Here is a 22,356-nt window from a genome sequence, read left to right as displayed (position 1 = left end):
GGCCGCGCCGTTGGGGAGGAGTCGAGCGATGACGGAGGCCGTGACGCATCCAGGGGCCGCTCCGCCGGAACCGGCCGGGCCGGCGGTCGTTCCGCTCGCGCCGTTCCGTGGCTGGCGCTTCGCTGCGGAGGCCGCGGTGTACCGGCGCGCGGTCGAGCAGCTGCTGACCGAGCAGGCCATCGTCGGCCGGCTGCAGAGCCGCCCGGAGGTGACGGCCGACGCGGTGCGCGCCGCCATGGAGGCGCCGGCTGCCGTGGAGCGGGTGCTCGCGCTCGGGGCGGATGCCCACGTGGCGGTGTGCCGGGCCCTGGAAGGACGGACGCGGACGCGGCGCCGGCTGGCCAGGGCGCGGGCCCAGATCGGTTTGGAGCCGGCCTCGGTGGCCGCCCTGTTGACCCTGATCGCGGTGCTGGCCGTTCCCGGGGTGTACGACGGGGTGCCGATCGGTGTGCAGTTGGCGGAGTCCGGGCTCCTGCTGGCGGTGGGCGCTTGGCTGTGGCGGCGCCCCCTCGCCCGCCGTCAACTGCGCGCCCTGCCCGCGTACTCCCGATCCCGCCTGCAACTGTTGCTGCTGGACGACAGCGAGGTCGACCGCACGCTGCGGGAGCTCGCCACCGATTTCACCGCGCGCAGTGCCCGCCAGGTCTTGTTGGAGGTCATCGAGGCACTGCTCGGGGAGGACCCGCACTCGGTCCTGATGTACGACGGCTACCAGGGCCTTCGGGCCCGCGGCGACGCCCGGTTCTTCGTACGCAGTGCGTGCGCGACCCAGTTGGCGCGCAAGCTGAGCCTGATCGACGGCGGGACCATCGCGCTCAGCGGGCCGCGCGGCGTGGGCAAGACCACCCTGCTGGACGCCGCGAGCCGGCTGCTGCGGCACGAGCCCCCGGAACTCGGCACGGAAAGCGTGCCCGAGCCGGACCTGGTGATCAAGGTCGCCGTACCCGCCGCCTACACCCCGTACGACTTCCTGCTGACCTGCCTGATCGGGGTGTGCGAGCGGTACTTGTGGCAGAACGGCCAACCGGTTCCGGACTTCAGCCGCTTGTCGGGGCTCGTACGACTGCGGCGCCTGGCCGTCGGGCGGGTCCGGCGCGGCGTCCGCTGGCTGCTGTTCGCCGTGCCGACTGCCGCGCTGCTGGTCCTGGGCACGGCCGCGGCGGTGCGCGGATGGTGGGGCGGCCACGGCAAGGGGCTGCTGGGCCCGGTCACGGAGGCGGGCCACGACCTCGTCCAGACGGTGATCCTGATGTGGCGGGGCCAGTCCGTCCTCTTCTCCCTGACGATCGTGTACGCGGGCTACGCGGTGTGGCGCCTTCGCGCACCCGGCCGGCTCCGCCGCCTCCTGGGGGTGGAGAAGGAGGACCGGGCCGGCTGGGTCCTCCTGTGGGCCGTCGGCTGGCTCGTGACGGCCGTACCACTGGTCGACGGCTTGGCGAACTGCTACCGCGCCTTCCCTCCCCTCGGCGATCTCAACGGCTCGGTGGCCGAGGTCGTGCCCATCGTCGTCACGTTGGGCGCTCCGCCGTTCGTGTTCCTGCTCGTCGTCGGCTCCCGCTTCCCGCGCCGGCTCACCGGAGGCGACCGTTCACTCATGGGCGCGGCGTTGAGCGGCCTCTCCCTCATCGCCCTCATGTCGGCCTTCTCGATCACCCGCCCGATCGTGTACGACGCCGAGAACCCCGCCCGACTGGGGCTGCTCATGGTCGGGTTGGCGCTGGTCGCCTTCGCGGCGCCGCGGCGCAAACGGCGCTCGACGCAGACCGATCTCGCCCGGCGCTGCCTGGACCAGCTCTACCGGCTCCGCACGGTCCAGGGCACGTCCGCCGCCCTCAACCTGGCCCCGGGAGCCCTGTTCGGGAGCGCACACGCCTCCACCCTTTCCAGCATGCCGCCGAACTTCCCCCAACTGGTGGCGGAGTTCCGGGACTTGGTGGGGGCGATCGCGGACGAGCTGACCACGAAGAGCAGCGGCGGTCACGTGTTCCTGTGCATCGACGAACTCGACCGGATGGGGACGCCGGAGCAGGCGCGCACGTTTCTCGGCGAGATCAAGGCGATCCTCGGCATACCCAGGATCTACTGCCTGGTGTCGGTGGCCGAGGACGTCAGCGCGGGGTTCGTGCGTCGGGGGCTGCCGCACCGCGACACCACGGACAGCACCTTCGACGACGTGGTCCACGTGCGCCCGATGACGGTGACGGAGTCGGTGGCGATCCTGGCCGAGCGCGTGCCCGGGCTGCCCCGCCCGTACGCCGTCCTCGCCCACGCACTGTCCGGCGGGATCCCGCGCGATCTCATCCGGTGCGCGCTCGGCCTGGTCGAGCTGCGCCAGAGCACCGCGTACGTGGAACTGCCCGACATCGCTCTGCTGATGCTGGCGGAGGAACTGTCCGATACCCTGGCCGGGTTCCGGACCCTGCTGGCCGCCCAGTCGTGGACGCCGGAGAGCGCGCCCGTGATGGTCGGGCACCGGCTCCTCGCCGAGCGGCTGGACGCGGCGACCCCGCAGAGTGCCGACCAACTCATCGCGGTGCTGGGGGCGTTCGCCCGCCACCCGGCCGTGGGCGAGGCGGCGCTTCCCGAGGGGACCCGCTCGCTGATCGCCGAAGCCCGGTCGTACGTCGCGTACGTGCTGACCCTGCTCCAGATCTTCACCCCCACCGGCTTCGACCAGCGCAGCGGGGTGGTCGAAGCCGGTGAGCCGGACGGCTCGGCCCAACGTCTCGCCGACATGCGGCTGGAGCTGGCCGTTTCCCCGTACAGCGCCCTCGTACTCATCGAGCGGGTCCGACGCGCCTGGGGGCTGCCGAGCCTGTCCGCGTGACGGGCGTGCCGGGGACCGCGGCCGGCCACAGTCCCCGGTCGGGCGTGGGCCGCGACGCGCGGTGGCCGCTCACGACCCGCCTCCCGTCCGGACGACGGGCCACCGCCCGCCGTCTGCACCGAGCGGACTCGGCTGCACCAAGAGGGAGGCTGCCTCCAGGCGTGCCCGCTCCAACCAGGCCGCGCGTTCTTCCTCGGCCGAGTCGGTGACCGTTCGGAAGACGACCCGGCGCACGTCGGAGACGCCGACGTACGGCAGGACGCACGCGGACCAGATCCGCTGCAACGGGTCGCCGAACTCCCCCTCTTCCCGCTCGGCGGGGGTGTCGGAGGTGTTCAGGACGAGGGCCCTGCCCGCCTTGAGGAGACCGGCGGGTTCACCCTCCGCGGTACCCAGCTTGTAGGCGACTCCGGGCACGAGTACGCGTTGCACCCAGCCCGTCAGGACGGCGGGCGGCATGCCCCACCAGTTCGGGTGGACGAACACCATGGCGTCCAGTGTGGCCACTTCGCGTCGGTGCAGCGCCAGTTGCGCGTCGTGGGCGGGTGCGGCCGACTCGACCGTTCCCGTCTCCTCGGCGGTGAGCAGCGGTGCGAAGCCCTCGGCGTAGAGGTCGTGCGCCAACACCTCGGCCCCTTGCCCGCGCAGCTCCTTCACGACGGCGTCGAACACCGCGTGGTTGAAGCTCCCCGGACGCGGATGTGCGAGATACACGCCTGTACGCATCTTGTCCCCCTGTCGACACGGCCGTGATCGACACTACCCGCTGCACTCGTCTCCCCCGGTTCAGGAGGCCGGACGGAAGGCGGTGGCGTGGACGCTGCCGCCGCACAGGGCGAAGTTCCCGCCGTCGTCGAGTGCCAGCTGGAACCGGCCGCCTGCGATGCCCACGACCATCGAGGGCGCGACGAACGGCTCGGCGTCGCGGGAGGCGCAGTATCCGTCGGCCTCACCGAGGACCGGGGTGAACGAGACGAGGGCTTCCGCGACACCTCCGACGGCCAGCTGCACCGGCCGCGCGACGCCCTCCCTGTGCACGGCGAGGGGCCTGTTCCGGTGCGGGGAGCCCTGGCCGGCGAGGGCGAGGGTGGGATGGCCTTGGAGGGCGCAGGGCTGCGGGCCTTCGTTGACCACGGTGATCCGTATCCGGGTCGCCCCGAGACGCTGGGCACCGTCCGCCACGAGCCCGCTGCCCTGGCAAGGGGGTACGGAACCCGCTCGTACGTCGTCGCGTCCGCCGGCAGCCGCGGCCATCGGGCCGCCTGGCCCGGCGAGCAGAGCACAGGCCAGGAGGGCCGAGGCCAGCGGCATGCGCGAGGCTTGCGCCGCCGGATCACGCGTGAGTGCACGGGCCATGGCTCTTCTCCACGGGAAGACTGCATGTCCAGCGTGGCACCATCCCGGCTCGGGTGCGCGCCAAGGGCCGGCGGACCGGCTAGTCGACGAAGTACGAGTCGTGCCTGATGAAGAACTCGGTGCGCTCTTCGTCGGTCGCGTCGGCGAGCTGTGACAGCCCCTCGAAGTACTCCTCCCGCGGCGCCCCCGGCGCGAACAGCATCAGCATCTCCGCCGGCGCGTCCGAGTCGTTGCGGAAGGCGTGCAAGCCGCCCTGCGGCACGTACAGGAAGTCGCCCTTCTTCGCGTCTATCCAGTCGGCGCCGTTGAACAGCCGTACCGTCCCGTCCAGGATGAAGAACGACTCCGAGATGGTCTTGTGGAAGTGCGTCTTCGGACCGCCGGCGCCGGCGCTCATCTCGACGCGGTAGAGGCCGAACTCCCCGTTGGTGGACGCCTTCGTGGCCAGGTAGTGCGTGGCGTCCCCCTTCGGAGACGACAGCTCGGCCGGCGTGTCCACCGGCCTGAACACGGCGCTGGCCTCACCGTTGTCCGCGAAATAGCGGGGCTCCGGGTACGACATCTCTTTCCCCTCCCGTGTCTTGTGTGCGCATGCGTGCGCACACGTAGCCATGTTCACAACCTGCCGCCCCGCGTGGTTCTTCCCCGGGGGCGGCGACCGGTTGCGCACGCCATGGATCGAGCGGCTACCGATCGCCTCCGGCTCGCAGGGCCTCGGTAGTCCGCCGGGCTCCCGCCGAGCTGTGGGGATAGCGTCTGCGCATGGACGACGTTCGGGCGATACGGGAAGACAGCGAGATCGCGGCGCAGTTCGGCGCCCTGGAGGACGGCCGGGGCCAGTCGGTCCGCTTCACCGTCTGGCGCAGGGCGGTGGACGGTAGCTGGCTCGTGGAGATCACGCCGCACCTGTTGGGCGTGGCGCGCGCGGAGGACGTACGGGGCTTCGCCCGCGGCATCCTCGACACCCTGGCGGCCGGGGCCGGCGAGTCCGACTCCCTGCCGCTGTACGACGACGGCTACGCCCGGGTGGACGCGGTGGTCGGCTTCGACCAGTCGGAGCCGTACGTCATCGTCGACGCGTACTTCGGTTCCCGCCGGGACGGGGTCCCGCACATCGAGGCCGTCAGCGCCTCCCGCGCCGACCTGGCGGCCCTGGCGAACGGGGCACGGGCGCTGCTCGACGCCCTCGACTGACGCGGGTACCGCGAGCCGGAGGGGCCGTTGCCCCATCGGGCTGCGGAGCCGCCTGGCACAAGGCAATGATGGGCCCATGACGGCACTCGACCCTGTCCGGCAGCTCACCGTCCACGTACGGGCCGTCCTCGGCGACGGCCCGTTCCCGCCTCCCGGCGGCTGGACGCACATGGGCGCCGTGATCTGCGACGCGAGTTTCCAGGCCCGCCGGAAGTACGAGTTCACGATCCGGCCGCGGATTCTCCGGCTCCAGGCGGCGTGGCCCGACGCGGCCACCGTCGGCGGCTTCCGCTCCCGGCTCGCCGCCGAAGACCTCGCCGTCGCCATGGACTTCGCCGACCCCCGCCGGGTCGCGACGGCCCACGGCATCGCGGATCTGCTGGCCGCCCAGGGCGTCGACACCCGGGCCGACCTCCACGTGTGGCTCGACCACGCCGCCAACCGTGCCGCGCTGCGTTCGGTGAAGGGGGTCGGGCCGAAGACCGTGGACTACATCGGTAACCTCGTCGGCCGCTCCCAGGTCGCCGTGGATGTGCACCTGCGTGCCTTCGCGGCGGATGCGGGGGTCGTCGGCCTGCGGTACGAGGCGCTGCGGAGCGCGTACGAGGGCGCGGCCGCCGCTCTCGGTCACGAGCCCGGCGGGTTGGAGCACGCGGTGTGGTCGTGGAAGTCGCGGGGAGCGGCATGAACACAGCGACAGCAGCCGACCGGCCTTGTGTCCAAGGTCCATGGTCTGAAGTCTGAGGTCTGAGGTCTAGGGGAGCGCGCTGCTCACGCCGTCGACGATCATCATCCACATGGGCAGTCCGCCCGTGCCGAACGCCGAGGCCAGGGCGTAGCCGATCGCCGCGTCCGCCGGCCGGATCTCGGAACCCTCCCGCCATTCGGCGATGACCATCTCGTCGCCGTCCGAGGAGAAGTCACCGATGTGCGCGCCGTCGCGGGTCAGCCGGCTGCTGGGGACGGAGTCCGGGACCAGGCGGTAGCTCGTCCCCTCGTACTCCACGTCCACCCGGTACGAGCGGCGGCTCAGCCTGCCCTTGGCCGGCTTCAACTCCACTTCCACGCCGTCGATTCGCAGGGTGAGGCGGGCCGGGTCACGTGTGCCGATGGCGATCTGCGGGTCGGCCTCCGCCGCCGGGTCGCGCTCCAGGACCACGTGCGGGATCGCCTCGCCCGCGACCTCGATGCGGTCCTGGCCGTCCTGCCGGACGGTGATCGCGCCGAAGCGCGTGTCCTCGATGGGTGCCATGGGTGCCGGGTCTATGTCGTTCACGGTACGAGTCGCTTCATTTCGCTTGTAGGGCGGTTCGGTCGGGCAGCTGCGGGGCTCATCCGTGGCCGTCCGCATCGCTGCCCACAGAGAGGTATACGCGATCTTCGGCTCCGCCTCGACATCACGTCCGGACAGTGCGGTTCGGGCCCTTGAAAGGGTTCCATAGTCGGCTATAGAATAGCCGACTATGGAACCCTTCGATGTCCGCGTCCGGGCTCTGCAGCCCCCGGTCTCCACGTGACGAGCGGCCGTGCGGTCGCGGCCGCGACCGGGCCGGTCGGCTACGCGCTCAGCGAGGCCGCCAAGGCCCACCGCGCCCAACTGCAGCTCAGGGTGGGGCCGCTCGGCCTCCACCTGGGACAGGAACTCCTACTGGTGGACGTTCACGAGCATCCCGGGACCACCCAGGCGGAGCTGGTTCAGCGGCTCGGTTTCGAGCAGCCCACCGTCGCCAAAGCCATCACCCGCATGGAACGGACCGGGTTCGTGGCACGCGCCGCCGACCCCGCCGACCGACGGGTGACCCGGCTGCGCCTGACCGAGCGCGGCGAAGCCGCCGTCCAGGAGGTCGTCACCGCCTGGGCGGACGCCGACAGGGCCTCCACCAGCGGACTCACCGAAGCGGAAACCACTGAGCTCACCCGGATCCTGAACAAGATCCGCGACAACCGTCCTTAGAACGCACGTCAGGGAAAACCAAGGGGGAACAGATGGACCTGGGATTGGCAGGCAGAACAGTCCTGATCACCGGCGCCAGTTCGGGCATCGGCCGAGCGACCGCGCTGGCGTTCGCCGACGAGAAGGCGCAGATCGCCGTCGGCTATCACGCCAACCGCCGCGCGGCCGAGGAGGTCGTCGCCCTGGCGGAGAAGCGCGGGGCCCGCGCGATCTGCCGGCAGCTCGACCTCGGCCGGCCCGACTCGCTGGAGGAAGCGGTCGAGCACGCCCGCCGGGAACTCGGGCCGATCGACGTCCTGGTCAACTGCGCGGTGCAGTGGCCGGGTTGGCCCGAACCGGGCGAGCTCTTCGACACCGCGCCGCCCGACCGGTTCGCCTCGTCGGTGGCCGCGAACCTGGTCGGCCCGTACCTCCTCGCCCGCGCCGTCGTGGCCGACATGCGCGCACAGCACTGGGGCCGCATCGTCAACGTCTCCACCGGCCTCGTCGAGGACGGCCTGCCCCACAGTGCTCCCTACATCGCCGCCAAGTCGGGGCTGCACGGGCTGACGCGCGTCATGTCCCGCGAACTGGCCGCGGAGGGCATCCTCACCAACGTGGTGATGCCCGGCTTCACCCCCGCCGACAAGCACGTGCCGCCCCAGCTGCTCGAAAAGGCGGGCAGGGCCGCCGCGACCCAGACCGTCACCCACCCCGACGACGTCGCCCGCGTGATCGTCTTCCTCTGCTCGGCCGCCAACACCAACACCACCGGCGAAGCCATCAGAACGGACGGCCACTTCCTCAGCCCGACATGACGCCTCGGCGCTCCGCTCCGCACCGCTCCGGATCCACGACGACTTCGCACACCACATTGGGGTCACAACCAACCATGCCCACTCTCACTGCGCCCGACGGAACCGAACTTGCCTACCACGCCCTCGGGGACGGCACAGGCAACCCCGTGGTCTGCCTCCCGGGCGGACCGATGCGGGACTCCGCCTACCTCGGCGACCTCGGTGGGCTCCCCACGCGCCGCCGGCTGATCGTGGCCGACCAGCGGGGCGCCGGCCTGTCCGCGACGCCGGAGGACCCCGGCTCCTACCGCTGCGACCGCCTGGTCGCCGATGTCGAGGCGCTGCGCGAGCACCTCGGCCTCGACCGCATGGACCTGCTCGCGCACTCCGCCGCCGCCAACCTCGCGGTGCGGTACGTGGAGCGGTACCCGCACCGCGTCGGCCGGCTCGCCCTCATAACGCCCGGCACAGACGCCGTCGGACTGGCGGTCACCGGTGAGGACCGGCGCGAGGTCGGGAGGCTCCGCACGGGCGAGCCCTGGTTCACGGCGGCTTCGGCGGCCTTCGAAGCCATCGACGCGGGCGAGGCCACGGACGACGACTGGGTGTCCATCGCGCCGTTCCTCTACGGCCGTTGGGACGAGACGGCCCGGACCCACCGAGCCGCCGAGGAGGTCCAGTGGAACGCGGCGGCAGCCGAAGTCTTCGGATCCGAGGGAGCCTTCGACCCGGGCGCCACCCGGGCGGCGATCGCGACGCTCGATACGCCGATCCTGGTCCTCGCCGGCGAGTACGACCTGGCCTCACCCCCGCAGGTGCTGGCCCGCTTCGCCGAACTGTTCCCGCGCGCCGAGTTCGTCGTCCAATCTGGCGCGGGCCACTACCCGTGGCTGGATGACGCCGAGGGCTTTGTGTCGACCACCGTCAAGTTCCTGAACTGACCGCGTACGGGTCAGCGGAGCGGATGGGACCGCTGCCGCTGATCGGGCGGATCGAAGCTCAGCCCGTTCTCGTCGAGGGCGTTGAAGACGGTGGCCCGCCGCTCCTCGAAGACGAAGCTGACACTGACGCTTCCTTGGGCCAGGTCCCGGCCCGTCCACTCGAGGAGTTCGACCCCGGCGAGTGGCCGGCCCCGCAGAGCGTGGAGCTCCGGCAGCGGGTCGGGGCGCCAATGCAGGCGGAAACCGGGCCACCGTACGGGACGCGCGGTTTCGATCGTGTTCCACGTGACGGAGAGATCGTCGAACTTGTTGTGGTTGATCTCCACCTGCTCGCCCTCGAAGTCGAACACCACGGGGCAGTCGCAGAACCACTCGTCGCCCTCAAGGTCCCAGACCGTCCAGACACTGGTGAGGGTGCGGCCTTCGAGACCACGCAGGCGAGGCCCGTGTTCCCGCACGAGGTCACTGCAGTGGTTCAACCACACTGGCTGGTAGCCCGCGATGCCGAAATCGAACATGCCCCCATCCTGCCAGGGCCTCACCGCGCCACCACACCCCGGCGAGGTCAGGGCCGGAACGTGGAGAGGAACGCGCTGGTCGCGGGCGTCGGGTTGAACCTGCTCCAGACGAGGTACTCGACGCGGCTCGGTCCGTCGGTGAGCGGGAGTGCGCGGACGGCCGGGTTGGCGTGGGCGACGGTGGCGGGGAGGAGGGCGACCGCCAGGTCCCGGCCGACGATGCGCGTCATCAGCTCGACGGACATCATTTCGTAGGCGACCTCGCGCTCCAGCTCCGCCGCTTCGAAGGCCTGATCGCTCTGCACCCGGCCCGGGGAACCGGCGGGGAAGTCGGCGAAGGGTGACGCGGCGAGTTGCCGGAGGGTGACCCGGTCGTGGTTCGCGAGGTCGTGCGTGAGCGACACCACGGCGACGAGCTGTTCCCGGGCGAGTTCCAGCGCCGCGACGCCCTGTGGCTCGTGGCCGGCCGGCAGGCCGAGGAAGGCCACGTCCAAGTCACCGGCGGCGACCTCGGCCGTCATGGCGTCGCTGGCACCGACGTGCAGCCCCACGCGCACCTGTGGGTGCCGCTCGCGGAACCGTTGGAGCACCTCGGCGATGTCGACGGCGACCACGGTGGGAATGGTCCCGATCAGCAGCCGGCCGCAGACCTCGCCCACCGCCGCCGCCGCGTCGGCGGCTGCCCGCTCGGCAGCCTCCAGGCATTGCCGCGCGCCGACGAGGAACGCCTCCCCGGCCGGCGTGAGTTCCACCCGCCGGCTGGTCCGGGCGAACAGCTTCGCCCCCAACTCGCGCTCCAGGTTCCCGATCTGGCGGCTCAGCGCCGATTGGGCGACGAAGCACCGCGCGGCGGCCCGGGTGAAGTTCCGGGTCTCGGCGACGGCGACGACGTACCGGAGCTGTCTGAGTTCCATTCGATCCATCTTTCAATGCGATCGTTCCGATGACAACCATGTGTTGGACGCATGGATGGTGACGGGCCGAGACTGCCCGCATGACCACTTCCCCGCCCCGGCAGCAGGCGCCGTCGCCCGCGGCGCCGGCCCCACGCTCCACGGCCGCCCGCCGGGCGAGCGGCACCCTCGCGCTGATCGCCGCCACGGCCCTCGCGCCGGCCGCCTGGGGAACGACGTACGCGGTGACGACCGAACTCCTGCCGCCCGGCCACCCGTTGTTCGCCGCTCTGCTGCGCTCGCTGCCCGGCGGGCTGCTGCTCCTGCTGGTCACCCGGGTACTGCCGCGCGGCACGTGGTGGTGGAAGGCGGCGGCGCTCGGCACCCTCAACATCAGCGCCGTCTACGCGTTCCTCTTCGTGGCGGCCGAGCTGCTCCCGGGTGGCGTCGCCGGAACCCTCTCCGCCGTCCAGCCGCTCATGGTCGCGGGGCTGGCGGTGGTCGTGCTGCGGGAGCGGGCCTCGGCCTGGCGCATCGGCTGGGGGGTCGCCGGGGTGGTCGGCGTCGGGCTGGTGGTCCTCGGACCGAGTGCGCGACTCGACGGGGTCGGGGTCCTCGCGGGGCTCGCGGGGGCCGGCTCGATGGCGCTGGGGATCGTACTCACCAAGCACTGGGGGCGTCCCGCCGGAGTCGGCCCGGCGGCGCTCGCCGGGTGGCAGCTGACCGCCGGCGGACTGGCCCTGCTCCCGCTCACCGTGCTCTTCGAAGGAGCTCCCCCGCACCTCGACGGCTCCGCGGTGACCGGCTACCTCTGGCTCGGCACGGTGGGCGGCTTCATCGCCCACGTGCTGTGGTTCCGCGGTCTCGGGCGGCTTCCGGTCACCGCGACGGCCATGCTCGTCCTGCTGTCTCCCCTGGTCGCCGCGGTCATCGGCGCGCTGATGCTCGGTGAATCCTTCTCGCCCGGCCAGCTCGGCGGCTTCGGACTCGCCCTGGCGGCACTCGTCGCGGGCCAGCTCAGCCCGCGCCGGCCGCGGCTGCCGTGGCCGTCGCGGCCGCCACGTTAGCCCTGCCCGCCCGGCTGGAGGTGCACCACCACGGTGCTCACTGGACGGCATCCGACGGCTCGTACCAGAGGCTCGTCATCGGGGAGCGCACGGTCCAGCCCAGCGAGGAGTAGAGCCCCCGGCCCTCGGGCGTGCCGACCAGGAGGCCGGTCCTTGCACCGGCCTCGTACGCGGTGTCCTGCAGCGTGCGCATCACCAGGCCGCCGAGGCCCCTGCGCCGGTGCTCGGTGGCGGTCTCGACCTGGTCGACCACGACATGGGCGTCGACATGGGCGCCGACGTGGGCGATCTGTCCACGGGCGGCGAAGTGCCCGTCGCGCGTGCGGACCAGCACTCGGCTGACACCGCCCCGGGTCCAGCTGGTGAGCGTGTACCCGGCCGGCAGCTCAGGGCGCTCCGGTACCAGGTGGCAGGTCATCAGAAAGCCGGGGATGTCCCGCCGCCAGCCCGGCCCGACCCAGGGCAGGACCGCCCGGTCCTCGGCGAACAGCTTCAGCCATGTCCCGGGCGCGCTCGTCGCGGCGACGATCTTGCGCACATCGCCCTCGGTGGGCTCCGGCAGCACGTGCCGGGCGACGTGCTTGGGCTGCCCGACGTCGATCGTCCACCCCCACGGCTCGTCGATCGGGTCCGAGCTGCCGCGGGAGACGACCCAGCCGTCGATCCACATCCGTACGAGCTCACTGATCCCGGTGTCCGGCATGGCCGCCCGCCCCCCTGATTGGTAATAGTTACTGCTGTTAAATGGACCTTACGTGACGGGAGTCGGATCCGACCATGGGGGCAGGTCGCTCGGCCAAGTCCTTCGTGCCGTCCCGACGAGCCGTGGCCTGAGCGGTCCGAAACGGCGCTGCGCGGAGGGACGTTCAGGGGCTCAGGGTGGCCGTGAGCTGGGTGCGGTTGCGGATGCCCAGTTTGCGGTAGATGCGGCTGAGCATGGTCTCGACGGTCTTGGGCGAGATGAACATCTGCTGCGCCGCCTGCTGGTTGGTGGCGCCGGCGCGGACCAGGCCGGCGAGGCGCCGCTCGTGGTCGGTCAGTTCCGGCGCCCGGCCGTCGTGCGGGGCGGGCGGGTGGCCGGGGAGGTGGGAGAGGTGGTCGTCGGTCAGGGCCGTCCAGGGGCGGGCGTCGGCTTCCTCGAAGAGGGCTCGGGCCGTTTCCCAGGCCGTACGGGCTGCCGCCGCGCGTCGGCGGCGGCGTTCGACGCGGCCGCGGGCCAGGTGCGTGCGGCCCTCCTCGACGGGCAGGCCGAGTCGGGCGAATCCTCGGGCGGCGTCCTCCAGGAGTTCCACGGCTTCGTCGTGTGCGCCATCCAGGTGGCGGCAGGCGGCCCGGGCGCGCGTGAGGGCCGCCCGCAGTGCCGCATGGCCGGTGTGCGGTCCGACGCGGTCCTCCATTCCGTCCAGGAGGGTACGGGCACGGGCCGTACGGCCGGACGCGGCGAGGGCCTCGACGGCGTCGGCCTGCCATCGCAGGACGGCCGGGTCGGCGGCTCCGGCCCGGGCTTCGAGCTCGGCGACCTCGGCCAGCGCCGCCGCGGCGCGCTCGACCTGGCCGGTGTGCAGCTGGACGGCGCCCAGCACCCACAGGCTGCGCGTGGTGTGGAGGGCGTCCTGCTCCTCTCGGGACGCGCGCAGGGCCTGGGCGGCGTACCGCAGTGCCTCGGGGAAGGTGCCGCCGCAGCTGTGCGCGAGGGCGGCGGTGTACCAGGCGGGCCCCGGTGACATGCCGGCCGCCGCGGTGAGGTCGACGGCACGCTCCGCCCACCGGAGGGCGCGGGCGCAGGCGCCGAGCCCGGAGTCCACCTCGGCGAGGCTGCGCCAGATGTCCACCAGGTCCTCCGCCTCCCCCGCGCTCTGTGCGACGGGCAGGAGGCCGGCCAGCATGCGGCGGGCTTCCGGGAGCCGGCCGTCGAAGACGGCGTGGCGCGCGGCGAGGTACTCGGGGCTGTTGCGGATGCCGATGCGGGGCGGCGGCACGTCCAGGGCGAGCGCCGCGGCCAGGGTGACGGGGGCGCTGTCGAGGCGCCCCAGGACGCGTTCCATGCGGGCGGTCATGGTCAGGGCGGCGGCTTCGAGGGGGACGTCGCCGCAGGCCCGGGCGAGTTCGGTCGCGGCGGCGGCGTGGTGGAGGGCGCGGGCGGCGTCGCCTCCGGCCACGTTGGCCTGGACGGACCGGCGCAGTTCTACGGCGGCGAGCAGCGCCGGGTCCCCGGCGGCGGTCTTGCGTGCGGTGGCGAGCAGGGGCGCCGTCTCCGCGAGGTCCTGGCCGTGTGCGTCGGCCACGGCCAGGAGGGCGTGTACCCGCTGAGCCGGGCTGCCCCGGTCCTCGGCGATCAGGGTCGCCGCCTGACGCGCGAGGTCGACGGAGCCGGCGGCGGCCGCGTCACGGGCCGCCGCCGCGAGGCGCTCCAGGCGCGGTTCGGGCCGGTCCACGGGGGTCAGGCGGGCCGCCAGGAGCATCAGTTCCGCGGCGAGCAGGCGCTGGCCCGCCTCCCGTGCGGTGGCCGCCGCCCTGGCGGTGTCCTCGGCGGTCGCCTGGTCGGGACCGTCCTGGGCGAGGGCCCGGTGGCGGGCGCGCCGGACGGGGTCGCGGACGGCGTCGGCGAGCGCGCGGTGGATGCGGCGGCGCTCCCCTGCGGTCGCGGCGGCGGCGGCCGCCTCGGCGAGTGCCGCCGCGGCGAACCGGGCCCGGGCGGGTACCGCGTCCTCCGCGGCGGCCGGGAAGCCGTGCTCGGCCGCGCCGTCGGGGTCCAGGGTCAGCAGGCCCGCGCGGACGGCGTGTTCGAGGTGGTCCTCGGCCTCGGGGCGGCCCGCCCGGCGCAGCAGGTCGGCGTCGGGGCGCCGGGCCAGCGCGGCGACCTGGAGGGTGGCCCGCACCTCCGGGGGCACGGTGGCCAGCCATGCCCCGGCCAGCTCGCGGACCTCCCGGGGGCGCCCGGGCAGGGCGGCCCCCCGGCCCGCGGTCTCCGCGAGGGAGCGGCAGAAGCCGGCGAGGAGGGCCCGGTGCCCTCCGCAGTACTGGTGCACGGGCCCGGCCCAGCGTGCGGGCAGGCCGACCCGCTCCAAGGCTGCGGCGGTCTCGGTGAGGCCGGCCGGCGGTACGTGGAGCAGGGGCGGGTGCCCGCCGAGGAGGCGGGCCGCGGCACCGGGGTGGCCCGCGGTGCGCTCGCAGGCCACGACGGCCACCCGGCCCGGCGGCAGGGTCCGCAGGGCATACCCGAGGGCATCGGCGCTCGCGGGATCCACCCACTGGGCGCCGTCGACGAGCAGGAGCACCGGCGGCCCGTCGGCCAACAGCCCGACAAGCCCGAGCCGCAGCCGCAGCGCGGAACCGCCAACCGGGTCGGCCGGGGCAACCGGGTCCGCCGGACGAGCCACGCCCGCGACGCCGGCCGGGCCAACCGATTCCGCCACGCCCACCCCACCAGCCCGGCCTGCCGGGCCAACCGGGTCCGCGAGACCGGCCGAGGCCGCCGTGTCTACCGCGCCCGCCATTCCTGCCCCGCCGGCCGCAACTGTCAGGACTGCGGGACGAACCGGGTCGGCCCGCCCAGCTGAGTCGGCCATGCCCGCCGCACCTGACACGCCTCCCCGGCCTGCCGGGCCAATTGAGGCCGCCATGCCTGCCGCACCTGCCTGACCGGCCCCGCCCACCAGGCCCACCGGGTCCGCCGGGCGAGACACACCCGCGAGGCCGGCCCCGCCAACCGAATCCGCCATGTCTGGCGCGCCCACCATTCCGGCCCCGCCGGGCACGGCGGCGGCCAGGGCTACGGGGCCAAGCAGGTCCGCCGGACCAACCGAGGCCGCCATGCCCGCCGGGGCAGTCGGGCCTCCAGGGTCATCCCGGAGCGCGGAGTCCGGCGGGACGAGGAGTAGGCGGGCGGCGGGCGTGCCTGGCGGGTGGGCTTCCCGTAGGGCGCCGAGGAGTTGGGCCAGTGCCGCGTTCGGGACGTCCTCGTCGCCCTCCTGCGCGTGGATCCGCAGGCAGCGCCTGCCCGGGGGCTCGTCGGCTGCCAGGGCGTCCAGCAGGGTGCTCTTGCCCGCGCCCCAGCACCCCGTGACGGCCAACCGTCCGCGTTGCTCCAGCAGTTCGCGGGCGGTGCGGACCAGGCCGGCCCAGCCTCCCTCACACGCGCGTCCGCTCGTACCGGCTCCGGTGTCTGCGTTCACACCGGGCACGGTAGGCGCCGCTCCGGCTCCGGACAACGGCGTGGCGGTGGATGTGGCCGGTGCAAGGGATCTCCCCGATAGCGATACCGGTGCCGACGTCGGCACCGACCTCGACGCGCGCGTCCGCTATCCGGCGCGGACGACGCAAGGGTCTTTCCGGATACCGGCGCCGTCCCCGGGCCCGGACGCTGTGGGCCGTCCCAGGGCAGCGAGTTCCGCACCACCTCCCCGCACACCCCGACTCCCCGCCCTGGGCGCGTGAGCCCGCCGGTGATCACCCGTCACCGGCGGCCCCCTGTCCGAAAGGAACGCTCCGCCCATGCGCGTTGCAACCCACCGGTCCGTGCCGGCCGCTCTCGTGGCCGCGGCCACCCTGGCCGGGCTGGCCGCGATGCCGGCCCATGCCGGAACCGGCACGGCCCAGGTCCCCGGAAACTCCCCCGCCGTCCAGGTTCCCGCCGACGTCCGGGCCGCCATGGCCCGCGACCTCGGCCTGTCCGCGGAGGGCGTCCGCGACCGGATCGCCGCCGAGCAGGAGGCCGCCCGCGCCGCCACCGCCGTCCGCGCCACCGTCGGCGACCGTGTCGCGGGGCTGTGGTTCGACGCCTCCGACGGCCGGCTGCACGCCGCCGTCACCGCGCCCGGCGACGCCTCCGCGGTCCGCCGGGCCGGTGCGGTGGCACATGAAGCCCGCTATTCGAGAGCCCAGTTGGATACGGCGGCCCGCACCGTCGGCCGGTGGGCCGAGGGCGTTCCCGGGCTGCTGTCCTGGGGGGCCGACGTACGGGCCAACCGGGTCGAGGTCACCGTCGACCCGGCCCGTTCCACCACCGCGACGGCGCAGTTGCGTACGCGGCTGGCGGCCCTCGGCGACCTCGTACGTGTCGTCGAGTCCCAGGACGCGCCCCGCCAGCAGGGCGGCAACGTCGTGGGCGGCGAGAAGTGGATACCGGGCAGCGAGAGCCCCTGCTCGATCGGCTTCGCCGTCACCCGCACCGGCAGCGGCGGCGGCAAGGCCTTCCTGACCGCCGGGCACTGCACGAACGACGTCAGCCAGGCCGCGTACGGCAAGGACGGCAGCCGCGTCGGAACCTCCAACAAGGGCGGCACGGGCAGCGTCAACGCCCGTGAGGGCGACATGGGCATCGTGGACGTGGACCAGAGCGGCTGGAGCCTGGTGCCCACCGTGGCCGGCTGGGGCAAGGGCGACGTGACCGTGACCGGCTCCGCGGAGGCCGTCGTCGGGACCGCGGTCTGCCACTCGGGGCAGACCACCGGGTTCCAGTGCGGCGAGGTGACCAAGGTCGATCAGAGCGTGGACTACGGCAACGTCGTGATCGACGGCCTGTCCTACTCCAACGCCTGTTCGGCCGGCGGCGATTCGGGCGGCAGCTACGTCACCGCGAGCGGCGGGAAGGCCGTCGGCCTCCACTCGGGCGGCGGCAGCGCCACGTGTTCGAGCGGCAGCGGCGAGAAGTTCACGATCTTCCAGCCGGTCAACGAGGCGCTCGGCCGTTTCGGCGCCTCACTGGTGACCTCCACCCCGCAGCCGGGTGAGGTGACCGTGGCCGCGGTCTCCCCACAGAACGGCGTCACCGGCACCCCCGTCGAACTGCGCAACAGCGCGGAAGGCGGCACCGCCCCGTACACCTGGTCGGCCACCGGCCTGCCGACGGGCCTGTCCATCGCCTCCGCCACCGGCACCGTCTCGGGCACCCCGACCACCGCCGGTACCTCGCAGGTCACGGTCACCGCGACCGACGCCGCGGGGAAGAAGGGCAGCGCCGCGTTCACGTGGACGGTGACCACCCCGGGAACCGGCACCCCGACGCTGGTGAACCCCGGCAGCCAGAACGTGTACATCGGCCGCCCGGTGAACCTGCCACTCCAGGCGACCGGCGGCACCACCCCGTACACCTTCACCGCCGTCAACCTCCCGGCCGGGCTGACCCTGAACGCGACCACGGGCGTCGTTTCCGGCACACCGACCGCCTGGGGCTTCCGTAACGCGACCCTCACGGTCACCGACGCGGCCGGCAAGAAGGCCTCCGTCACGGTCACCTTCACCGTCTGGTCCTGACCGCGCGCGGTCCCGGTGGCGGCCCGTCAGCCGCCGCCGGACCGCGAGCTGCGGAAGGTGCGCCGGTAGGCGTCCGGGGGTACGCCGATGGTGCGGTTGAAGTGCCGGCGCAGGGATGCGGCGGTGCCCATGCCGGTGGCCTCGGCGATGGCGTCGACGCTGTCGCCGGAGGTCTCCAGCAGCTCCTGGGCCCGCCGGATCCGCTGCGTCAGCAGCCATTGGAGCGGGGTGGTGCCGGTCACCGACCGGAAGTGGCGGCCTAGGTGGCGCGAGCTCATGTTCGCCCGACGGGCCAGGTCCTCCACGGTCAGCGGCCGGTCGAGACGTTCGATCGCCCAGGGGAACAGGTCGGCAAGCGGGTGGTCGTCCTGGGCCGGCACGGGGGCGGGAACGAACTGGGCCTGGCCGCCGGCCCGGTGCGGGGGCACGACCAGCCGGCGGGCGAGGGCGTTGGCGATCGCCGAGCCGTGGTCGAGGCGGACCAGGTGCAGACACAGGTCCATGGCGGCGGCCTTGCCGGCGGAGGTAAGCACGCTGCCGCTGTCCACGTAGAGCACGTCCGGGTCGACCTCCACCCGTGGATGGCGCTCGGCCAGGGCCTGGGTGTGCGCCCAGTGCGTGGTCGCGCGTCGGCCGTCGAGGAGCCCGGCCGCGGCCAGCACGAACGCGCCGGTGCACAGGGAGGCCACCCGCGCGCCGGCCTCGTGGGCGGCGCGCACCGCGTCGACCAGTTCCGCGGGCGGGTCCACGTCGATGTCGGCCCAGCCGGGGACGATCACCAGGTCGGCGTGCGGAAGCCGGTCGAGCCCGCTGTCGGGCTCCAGCCGGAACCTGCCGAGCCGCACGGCGCCCGGCCCGCAGACGGCGAGGCTGTACCAGGGGTCGGCCACGCCGGAGAGGTCATAGCCGAAGACCTCGCACGCCAAGGACAGTTCGAAGTGCAGCATTCCGTCGGTGACGGCCAGCGCGACAGTGGTCATGTCCGAAATTGTACGGGCCATGTCGTTCCGGACACTCGCGCCTGGCGATCACCCCCCGCATGATGTTCATAGTTCAACATTCGAGCAGCGGGAGAATCTCATGAGTGCACGTCAGACGGTGCAGGCAGGACAGACGGTGCAGGCAGGGCAGGCCGTGACGGTGTACGGCGCCTACGGGCACACCGGCCGCTTCGTGGTGGCGGAGCTGCTGGAGCGCGGCTTCCGCCCGATCGCCTCCGGACGTGACGCGGAGAAGCTGCGCGAGCTCGCGGCCTCCCACCCCGGAATCGAAGTCCGCCCGGCCCCGGTCGACGACCCGGCCGCCCTCGACCGCGCGGTGGCCGGGGCGGCCGCCGTGATCAACACCGCCGGGCCCTTCGCCACCACCGCGGCCCCGGTGATCGAGGCTGCCCTGCGCGCCCGGATCCCGTACGTGGACGTGGCGGCGGAGATCGAGGCGAACGTCGACACGTTCGCGCAGTACGCGGACCGCGCCCGCGCCGCGGGCACCCTGGTGATCCCCGCGATGGCCTTCTTCGGCGGCCTCGGCGATCTGCTCGTCACCGCGGCGATGGGCGACTGGACGCGGGCCGACGAGGCGCACGTCGCGTACGGGCTGAACAGCTGGCACCCCACCGCCGGAACGCGCGCCGCCGGAAAGGTCTCCGGGGAGCGCAGGGACGGCCGGCGCGTCCGCTTCAGCCAGGGGCGGCTGCAGTACCACGACGACGCCCTGCCGACGCTGAAGTGGTCCTTCCCCGAGCCGATGGGAGCCCGGGAGGTGATCGGGGAGTTCACCATGGCCGATGTCGTCACCGTCCCCAGCCACCTGGCCGTCCCCGAGGTGCGCACCTACATGACGGCCGAGGCGGCCGGCGAACTGGCGGCGCCGGACACCCCGGCGCCGACCGCGGTCGACGAGTTCGGCCGGTCCGCTCAGTCCTTCCTCGTCGACGTCGTCGTGCGCTCCGGCGGCGAGCAGCGGCGCGCCGTGGCGAGCGGCCGGGACATCTACGCCGTCAGCGCGCCGCTCGCGGTGGAGGCGGTCCACCGCGTCCTCACCGGACGGACCGGGACGGCCGCCGGTGTCGCCTCCGCCGGAGCGGTCTTCGACGCGCCCGAGTTCCTGCGGGCCCTGTCCGCGCACCTTTCGCTCGAACTGAGCCGCTAGGGAGACCCGTTGTCAGCCTCCGACGTACGCCGCCAGGTGATCGCCGGTGAGGGTGGACCGGGCGTCGACGAGGTCCGCGGGGGTGCCCTCGAAGACGATCCGGCCGCCGTCGTGACCGGCGCCGGGGCCGAGGTCGATGATCCAGTCGGCGTGGGCCATGACCGCCGGGTGGTGCTCGACGACGATCACCGACTTGCCGGAGTCGACGAGCCGGTCGAGCAGGCCGAGCAGCTGCTCCACGTCGGCGAGGTGGAGGCCGGTGGTCGGCTCGTCGAGGACGTAGACCCCGCCCTTCTCGGACATGTGCGTGGCCAGCTTGAGCCGCTGCCGCTCGCCGCCGGACAGGGTGGTCAGCGGCTGGCCGAGGCTGAGGTAGCCCAGCCCGACGTCGGCGAGCCGCTCCAGGATCTTGTGCGCGGCCGGGGTGCGCGCCTCGCTGTCGGCGTCGCCGAAGAAGGCCTCGGCCTCGGTCACCGACATCGCGAGCACCTCGCTGATGTCGCGGCCGCCGAAGTGGTACTCCAGCACCGAGGCGTCGAACCGCTTGCCCTCGCACTCCTCACAGGTGGTGGCGACCCCGGCCATCATCGCCAGGTCGGTGTAGATGACGCCGGCGCCGTTGCAGTTGGGGCAGGCGCCCTCGGAGTTGGCGCTGAACAGCGCCGGCTTAACCCCGTTGGCCTTCGCGAAGGCCTTGCGGATCGGGTCGAGCAGTCCGGTGTACGTGGCCGGGTTGCTCCGCCGCGAGCCGCGGATCGGGGCCTGGTCGATCGACACCACTCCGTCCCCCACCGGGATCGAGCCGTGCACGAGGGAGCTCTTGCCGGAGCCGGCGACCCCGGTGACGACGCAGAGCACCCCGAGCGGGACGTCGACGTCGACTTCGCGCAGGTTGTGCGCCGTCGCACCCCGGATCTCCAGCGTGCCGGTGGCCGTCCGCGTCTTCTCCTTCACCCCGGCCCGGTCGTCAAGGTGCCGGCCGGTGATGGTGCCGCCGGCCCGCAGCCCTTCCACGGTGCCCTCGAAGCAAACGGTGCCGCCCGCCTGACCCGCGCCCGGGCCCAGGTCGACGACGTGGTCGGCGATCGCGATCGTCTGCGGCTTGTGCTCCACGACGAGCACCGTGTTGCCCTTGTCCCGCAGGCGCAGCAGCAGGTCGTTCATCCGGCTGATGTCGTGGGGGTGCAGGCCCGTGGTGGGCTCGTCGAAGACGTACGTGACGTCGGTGAGCGAGGAGCCGAGGTGGCGGATCATCTTGACGCGCTGGGCCTCGCCGCCCGACAGGGTGCCCGCCGGCCGGTCGAGGGCGAGGTAGCCGAGACCGATCTCCGTGAACGAGTCGAGGGTGTGCTGCAGCGAGTCGAGCAGCGGCGCCACCGAGGGCTCACCGACTCCGCGGACCCATTCGGCCAGGTCGCTGATCTGCATCGCGCAGGCGTCGGCGATGCTGACTCCCTTGATCTTCGAGGACCGGGCCCCCTCGCTGAGCCGCGTGCCGTCGCACTCGGGGCAGGTGGTGAAGGTGACCGCCCGGTCCACGAAGGCCCGGATGTGCGGCTGCATGCCCTCCTTGTCCTTGGCGAGCATCGACTTCTGGATCCGCGGGATCAGCCCTTCGTAGGTCATGTTGATGCCCGCGATCTTCATCCGGGTCGGTTCGCGGTGCAGGAAGTCGTTGAGCTCCTTCTTGGTGTACTTGCGGATCGGCTTGTCGGGGTCGAAGTAGCCCGACTCGCTGTAGAGCCGGGAGTTCCAGCCGCCTCCCGTGTAGCCGGGCACGGTGATGGCGCCCTCGGAGAGGGACTTGGAGTCGTCGTAGAGCTGGGTCAGGTCGAGGTCGGTGACCGCGCCCCGGCCTTCGCAGCGCGGACACATGCCGCCGGTGATGCTGAAGCTGCGGCGCTCCTTCACCTTCTGTCCGGCGCGCTCCACGGTGACGGCGCCCGCACCGCTGATCGAGGCGACGTTGAAGGAGAAGGCCTTGGGCGAGCCGATGTGCGGCGTGCCGAGCCGGCTGAAGAGGATGCGGAGCATCGCGTTGGCGTCGGTGGCGGTGCCGACCGTGGAGCGGGGGTCGGCCCCCATCCGCTGCTGGTCGACGGTGATCACGGTGGTCAGTCCGTCGAGGACGTCGACCTCGGGTCTCGCCAGGGTCGGCATGAAGCCCTGGACGAAGGCGCTGTAGGTCTCGTTGATCAGCCGCTGCGACTCCGCGGCGATCGTGTCGAACACCAGCGAGCTCTTGCCCGAGCCGGACACACCGGTGAACACCGTCAGTCGGCGCTTCGGGATCTCGATGCTGACGTCCTTGAGGTTGTTCTCGCGCGCGCCGTGCACGCGGATCAAGTCGTGGCTGTCGGCAGCGTGCGGCGCGGGCGTCCGCGTGTCCGTCCTCGTGGCCTTGCTCATCGTGTCTCCATCGTT

The 22,356-nt window shown here is 73.0% G+C and carries 19 protein-coding genes; 9 read left to right on the top strand and 10 right to left on the bottom strand.

Features of this window, described 5'->3' with window-relative positions; translation table 11 throughout:
* Positions 1 to 28 precede the first annotated feature (28 nt).
* Positions 29 to 2,827: a hypothetical protein gene (locus OG625_RS35760; RefSeq protein WP_329389301.1), complete on the top strand. Its 2,799-nt coding sequence runs from the start codon at positions 29 to 31 to the stop codon at positions 2,825 to 2,827.
* 69 nt (positions 2,828 to 2,896) lie between these two features.
* Here the strand turns inward: OG625_RS35760 and OG625_RS35755 are convergent, their stop codons facing one another.
* The 3 genes from OG625_RS35755 to OG625_RS35745 all read right to left on the bottom strand — a co-directional run bounded on the left by OG625_RS35755 (position 2,897) and on the right by OG625_RS35745 (position 4,745).
* Complete coding sequence (locus OG625_RS35755) at positions 2,897 to 3,553, bottom strand: NAD(P)H-dependent oxidoreductase (protein WP_329389299.1); 657 nt, start codon at positions 3,551 to 3,553, stop codon at positions 2,897 to 2,899.
* A gap of 60 nt (positions 3,554 to 3,613) precedes the next feature.
* Positions 3,614 to 4,183, bottom strand: a complete 570-nt coding sequence (locus tag OG625_RS35750; protein WP_329389297.1) for a DUF4232 domain-containing protein — start codon at positions 4,181 to 4,183, stop codon at positions 3,614 to 3,616.
* 79 nt (positions 4,184 to 4,262) lie between these two features.
* The gene (locus OG625_RS35745) at positions 4,263 to 4,745 is read right to left on the bottom strand and encodes a cupin domain-containing protein (protein WP_329389295.1); all 483 of its coding nucleotides are present in this window, start codon (positions 4,743 to 4,745) and stop codon (positions 4,263 to 4,265) included.
* A 200-nt stretch (positions 4,746 to 4,945) separates the two neighbouring features.
* On the opposite strand from OG625_RS35745, the gene OG625_RS35740 reads away from it, so the two are divergent.
* Together OG625_RS35740 and OG625_RS35735 are read left to right on the top strand one after the other, a co-directional pair.
* Entirely contained in the window at positions 4,946 to 5,377 is a 432-nt protein-coding gene (locus tag OG625_RS35740) for a hypothetical protein (protein WP_329389293.1), read from the top strand.
* Between the two features lie 76 nt (positions 5,378 to 5,453).
* The gene (locus OG625_RS35735; RefSeq protein WP_329389291.1) at positions 5,454 to 6,065 is read left to right on the top strand and encodes a hypothetical protein; all 612 of its coding nucleotides are present in this window, start codon (positions 5,454 to 5,456) and stop codon (positions 6,063 to 6,065) included.
* A gap of 66 nt (positions 6,066 to 6,131) precedes the next feature.
* Here OG625_RS35735 and OG625_RS35730 read toward each other — a convergent pair whose 3' ends face one another.
* Complete coding sequence (locus OG625_RS35730; protein WP_329389289.1) at positions 6,132 to 6,629, bottom strand: hypothetical protein; 498 nt, start codon at positions 6,627 to 6,629, stop codon at positions 6,132 to 6,134.
* Positions 6,630 to 6,890: 261 nt separating this feature from the next.
* On the opposite strand from OG625_RS35730, the gene OG625_RS35725 reads away from it, so the two are divergent.
* The 3 genes from OG625_RS35725 (at position 6,891) to OG625_RS35715 (ending at position 9,048) form a co-directional block, all read left to right on the top strand.
* The gene (locus OG625_RS35725; protein ID WP_329389287.1) at positions 6,891 to 7,331 is read left to right on the top strand and encodes a MarR family winged helix-turn-helix transcriptional regulator; all 441 of its coding nucleotides are present in this window, start codon (positions 6,891 to 6,893) and stop codon (positions 7,329 to 7,331) included.
* A 44-nt stretch (positions 7,332 to 7,375) separates the two neighbouring features.
* A complete protein-coding gene (locus tag OG625_RS35720) occupies positions 7,376 to 8,128 on the top strand; it encodes an SDR family NAD(P)-dependent oxidoreductase (RefSeq protein ID WP_329389285.1) in 753 nt (250 codons plus the stop codon).
* Between the two features lie 74 nt (positions 8,129 to 8,202).
* Positions 8,203 to 9,048 carry an alpha/beta fold hydrolase gene (locus OG625_RS35715; protein ID WP_329389283.1) on the top strand — a complete coding sequence of 282 codons (846 nt, stop codon included), beginning with the start codon at positions 8,203 to 8,205 and terminating at the stop codon, positions 9,046 to 9,048.
* An 11-nt stretch (positions 9,049 to 9,059) separates the two neighbouring features.
* Here the strand turns inward: OG625_RS35715 and OG625_RS35710 are convergent, their stop codons facing one another.
* Positions 9,060 to 9,566, bottom strand: a complete 507-nt coding sequence (locus tag OG625_RS35710; protein WP_329389281.1) for a hypothetical protein — start codon at positions 9,564 to 9,566, stop codon at positions 9,060 to 9,062.
* A gap of 47 nt (positions 9,567 to 9,613) precedes the next feature.
* On the bottom strand, positions 9,614 to 10,480 hold the full coding sequence (locus OG625_RS35705) for a LysR family transcriptional regulator (protein ID WP_329389279.1): 867 nt from the start codon (positions 10,478 to 10,480) through the stop codon (positions 9,614 to 9,616).
* Between the two features lie 80 nt (positions 10,481 to 10,560).
* Between OG625_RS35705 and OG625_RS35700 the strand changes: the two genes are divergently transcribed.
* Positions 10,561 to 11,526, top strand: a complete 966-nt coding sequence (locus OG625_RS35700; protein WP_329389277.1) for an EamA family transporter — start codon at positions 10,561 to 10,563, stop codon at positions 11,524 to 11,526.
* 37 nt (positions 11,527 to 11,563) lie between these two features.
* Here OG625_RS35700 and OG625_RS35695 read toward each other — a convergent pair whose 3' ends face one another.
* Positions 11,564 to 12,229: a GNAT family N-acetyltransferase gene (locus OG625_RS35695; RefSeq protein WP_329389276.1), complete on the bottom strand. Its 666-nt coding sequence runs from the start codon at positions 12,227 to 12,229 to the stop codon at positions 11,564 to 11,566.
* A 163-nt stretch (positions 12,230 to 12,392) separates the two neighbouring features.
* On the bottom strand, positions 12,393 to 14,942 hold the full coding sequence (locus OG625_RS35690) for a helix-turn-helix transcriptional regulator (protein ID WP_329389274.1): 2,550 nt from the start codon (positions 14,940 to 14,942) through the stop codon (positions 12,393 to 12,395).
* A 1,078-nt stretch (positions 14,943 to 16,020) separates the two neighbouring features.
* On the opposite strand from OG625_RS35690, the gene OG625_RS35685 reads away from it, so the two are divergent.
* A complete protein-coding gene (locus OG625_RS35685; protein WP_329389272.1) occupies positions 16,021 to 17,781 on the top strand; it encodes a putative Ig domain-containing protein in 1,761 nt (586 codons plus the stop codon).
* Positions 17,782 to 17,807: 26 nt separating this feature from the next.
* Here OG625_RS35685 and OG625_RS35680 read toward each other — a convergent pair whose 3' ends face one another.
* Positions 17,808 to 18,761 carry a helix-turn-helix domain-containing protein gene (locus tag OG625_RS35680; RefSeq protein WP_329389270.1) on the bottom strand — a complete coding sequence of 318 codons (954 nt, stop codon included), beginning with the start codon at positions 18,759 to 18,761 and terminating at the stop codon, positions 17,808 to 17,810.
* 100 nt (positions 18,762 to 18,861) lie between these two features.
* Between OG625_RS35680 and OG625_RS35675 the strand changes: the two genes are divergently transcribed.
* Entirely contained in the window at positions 18,862 to 19,932 is a 1,071-nt protein-coding gene (locus OG625_RS35675; RefSeq protein ID WP_443067833.1) for a saccharopine dehydrogenase family protein, read from the top strand.
* A 12-nt stretch (positions 19,933 to 19,944) separates the two neighbouring features.
* Here the strand turns inward: OG625_RS35675 and OG625_RS35670 are convergent, their stop codons facing one another.
* A complete protein-coding gene (locus tag OG625_RS35670) occupies positions 19,945 to 22,341 on the bottom strand; it encodes an excinuclease ABC subunit UvrA (RefSeq protein ID WP_329389268.1) in 2,397 nt (798 codons plus the stop codon).
* Positions 22,342 to 22,356: the final 15 nt, after the last annotated feature.

The organism is Streptomyces sp. NBC_01351 (assembly GCF_036237315.1).
Lineage (GTDB): Bacteria > Actinomycetota > Actinomycetes > Streptomycetales > Streptomycetaceae > Streptomyces.
The sequence above is the reverse complement of the archived record's forward strand: the minus strand, read 5'-3'. Positions and strand labels throughout refer to the sequence as shown.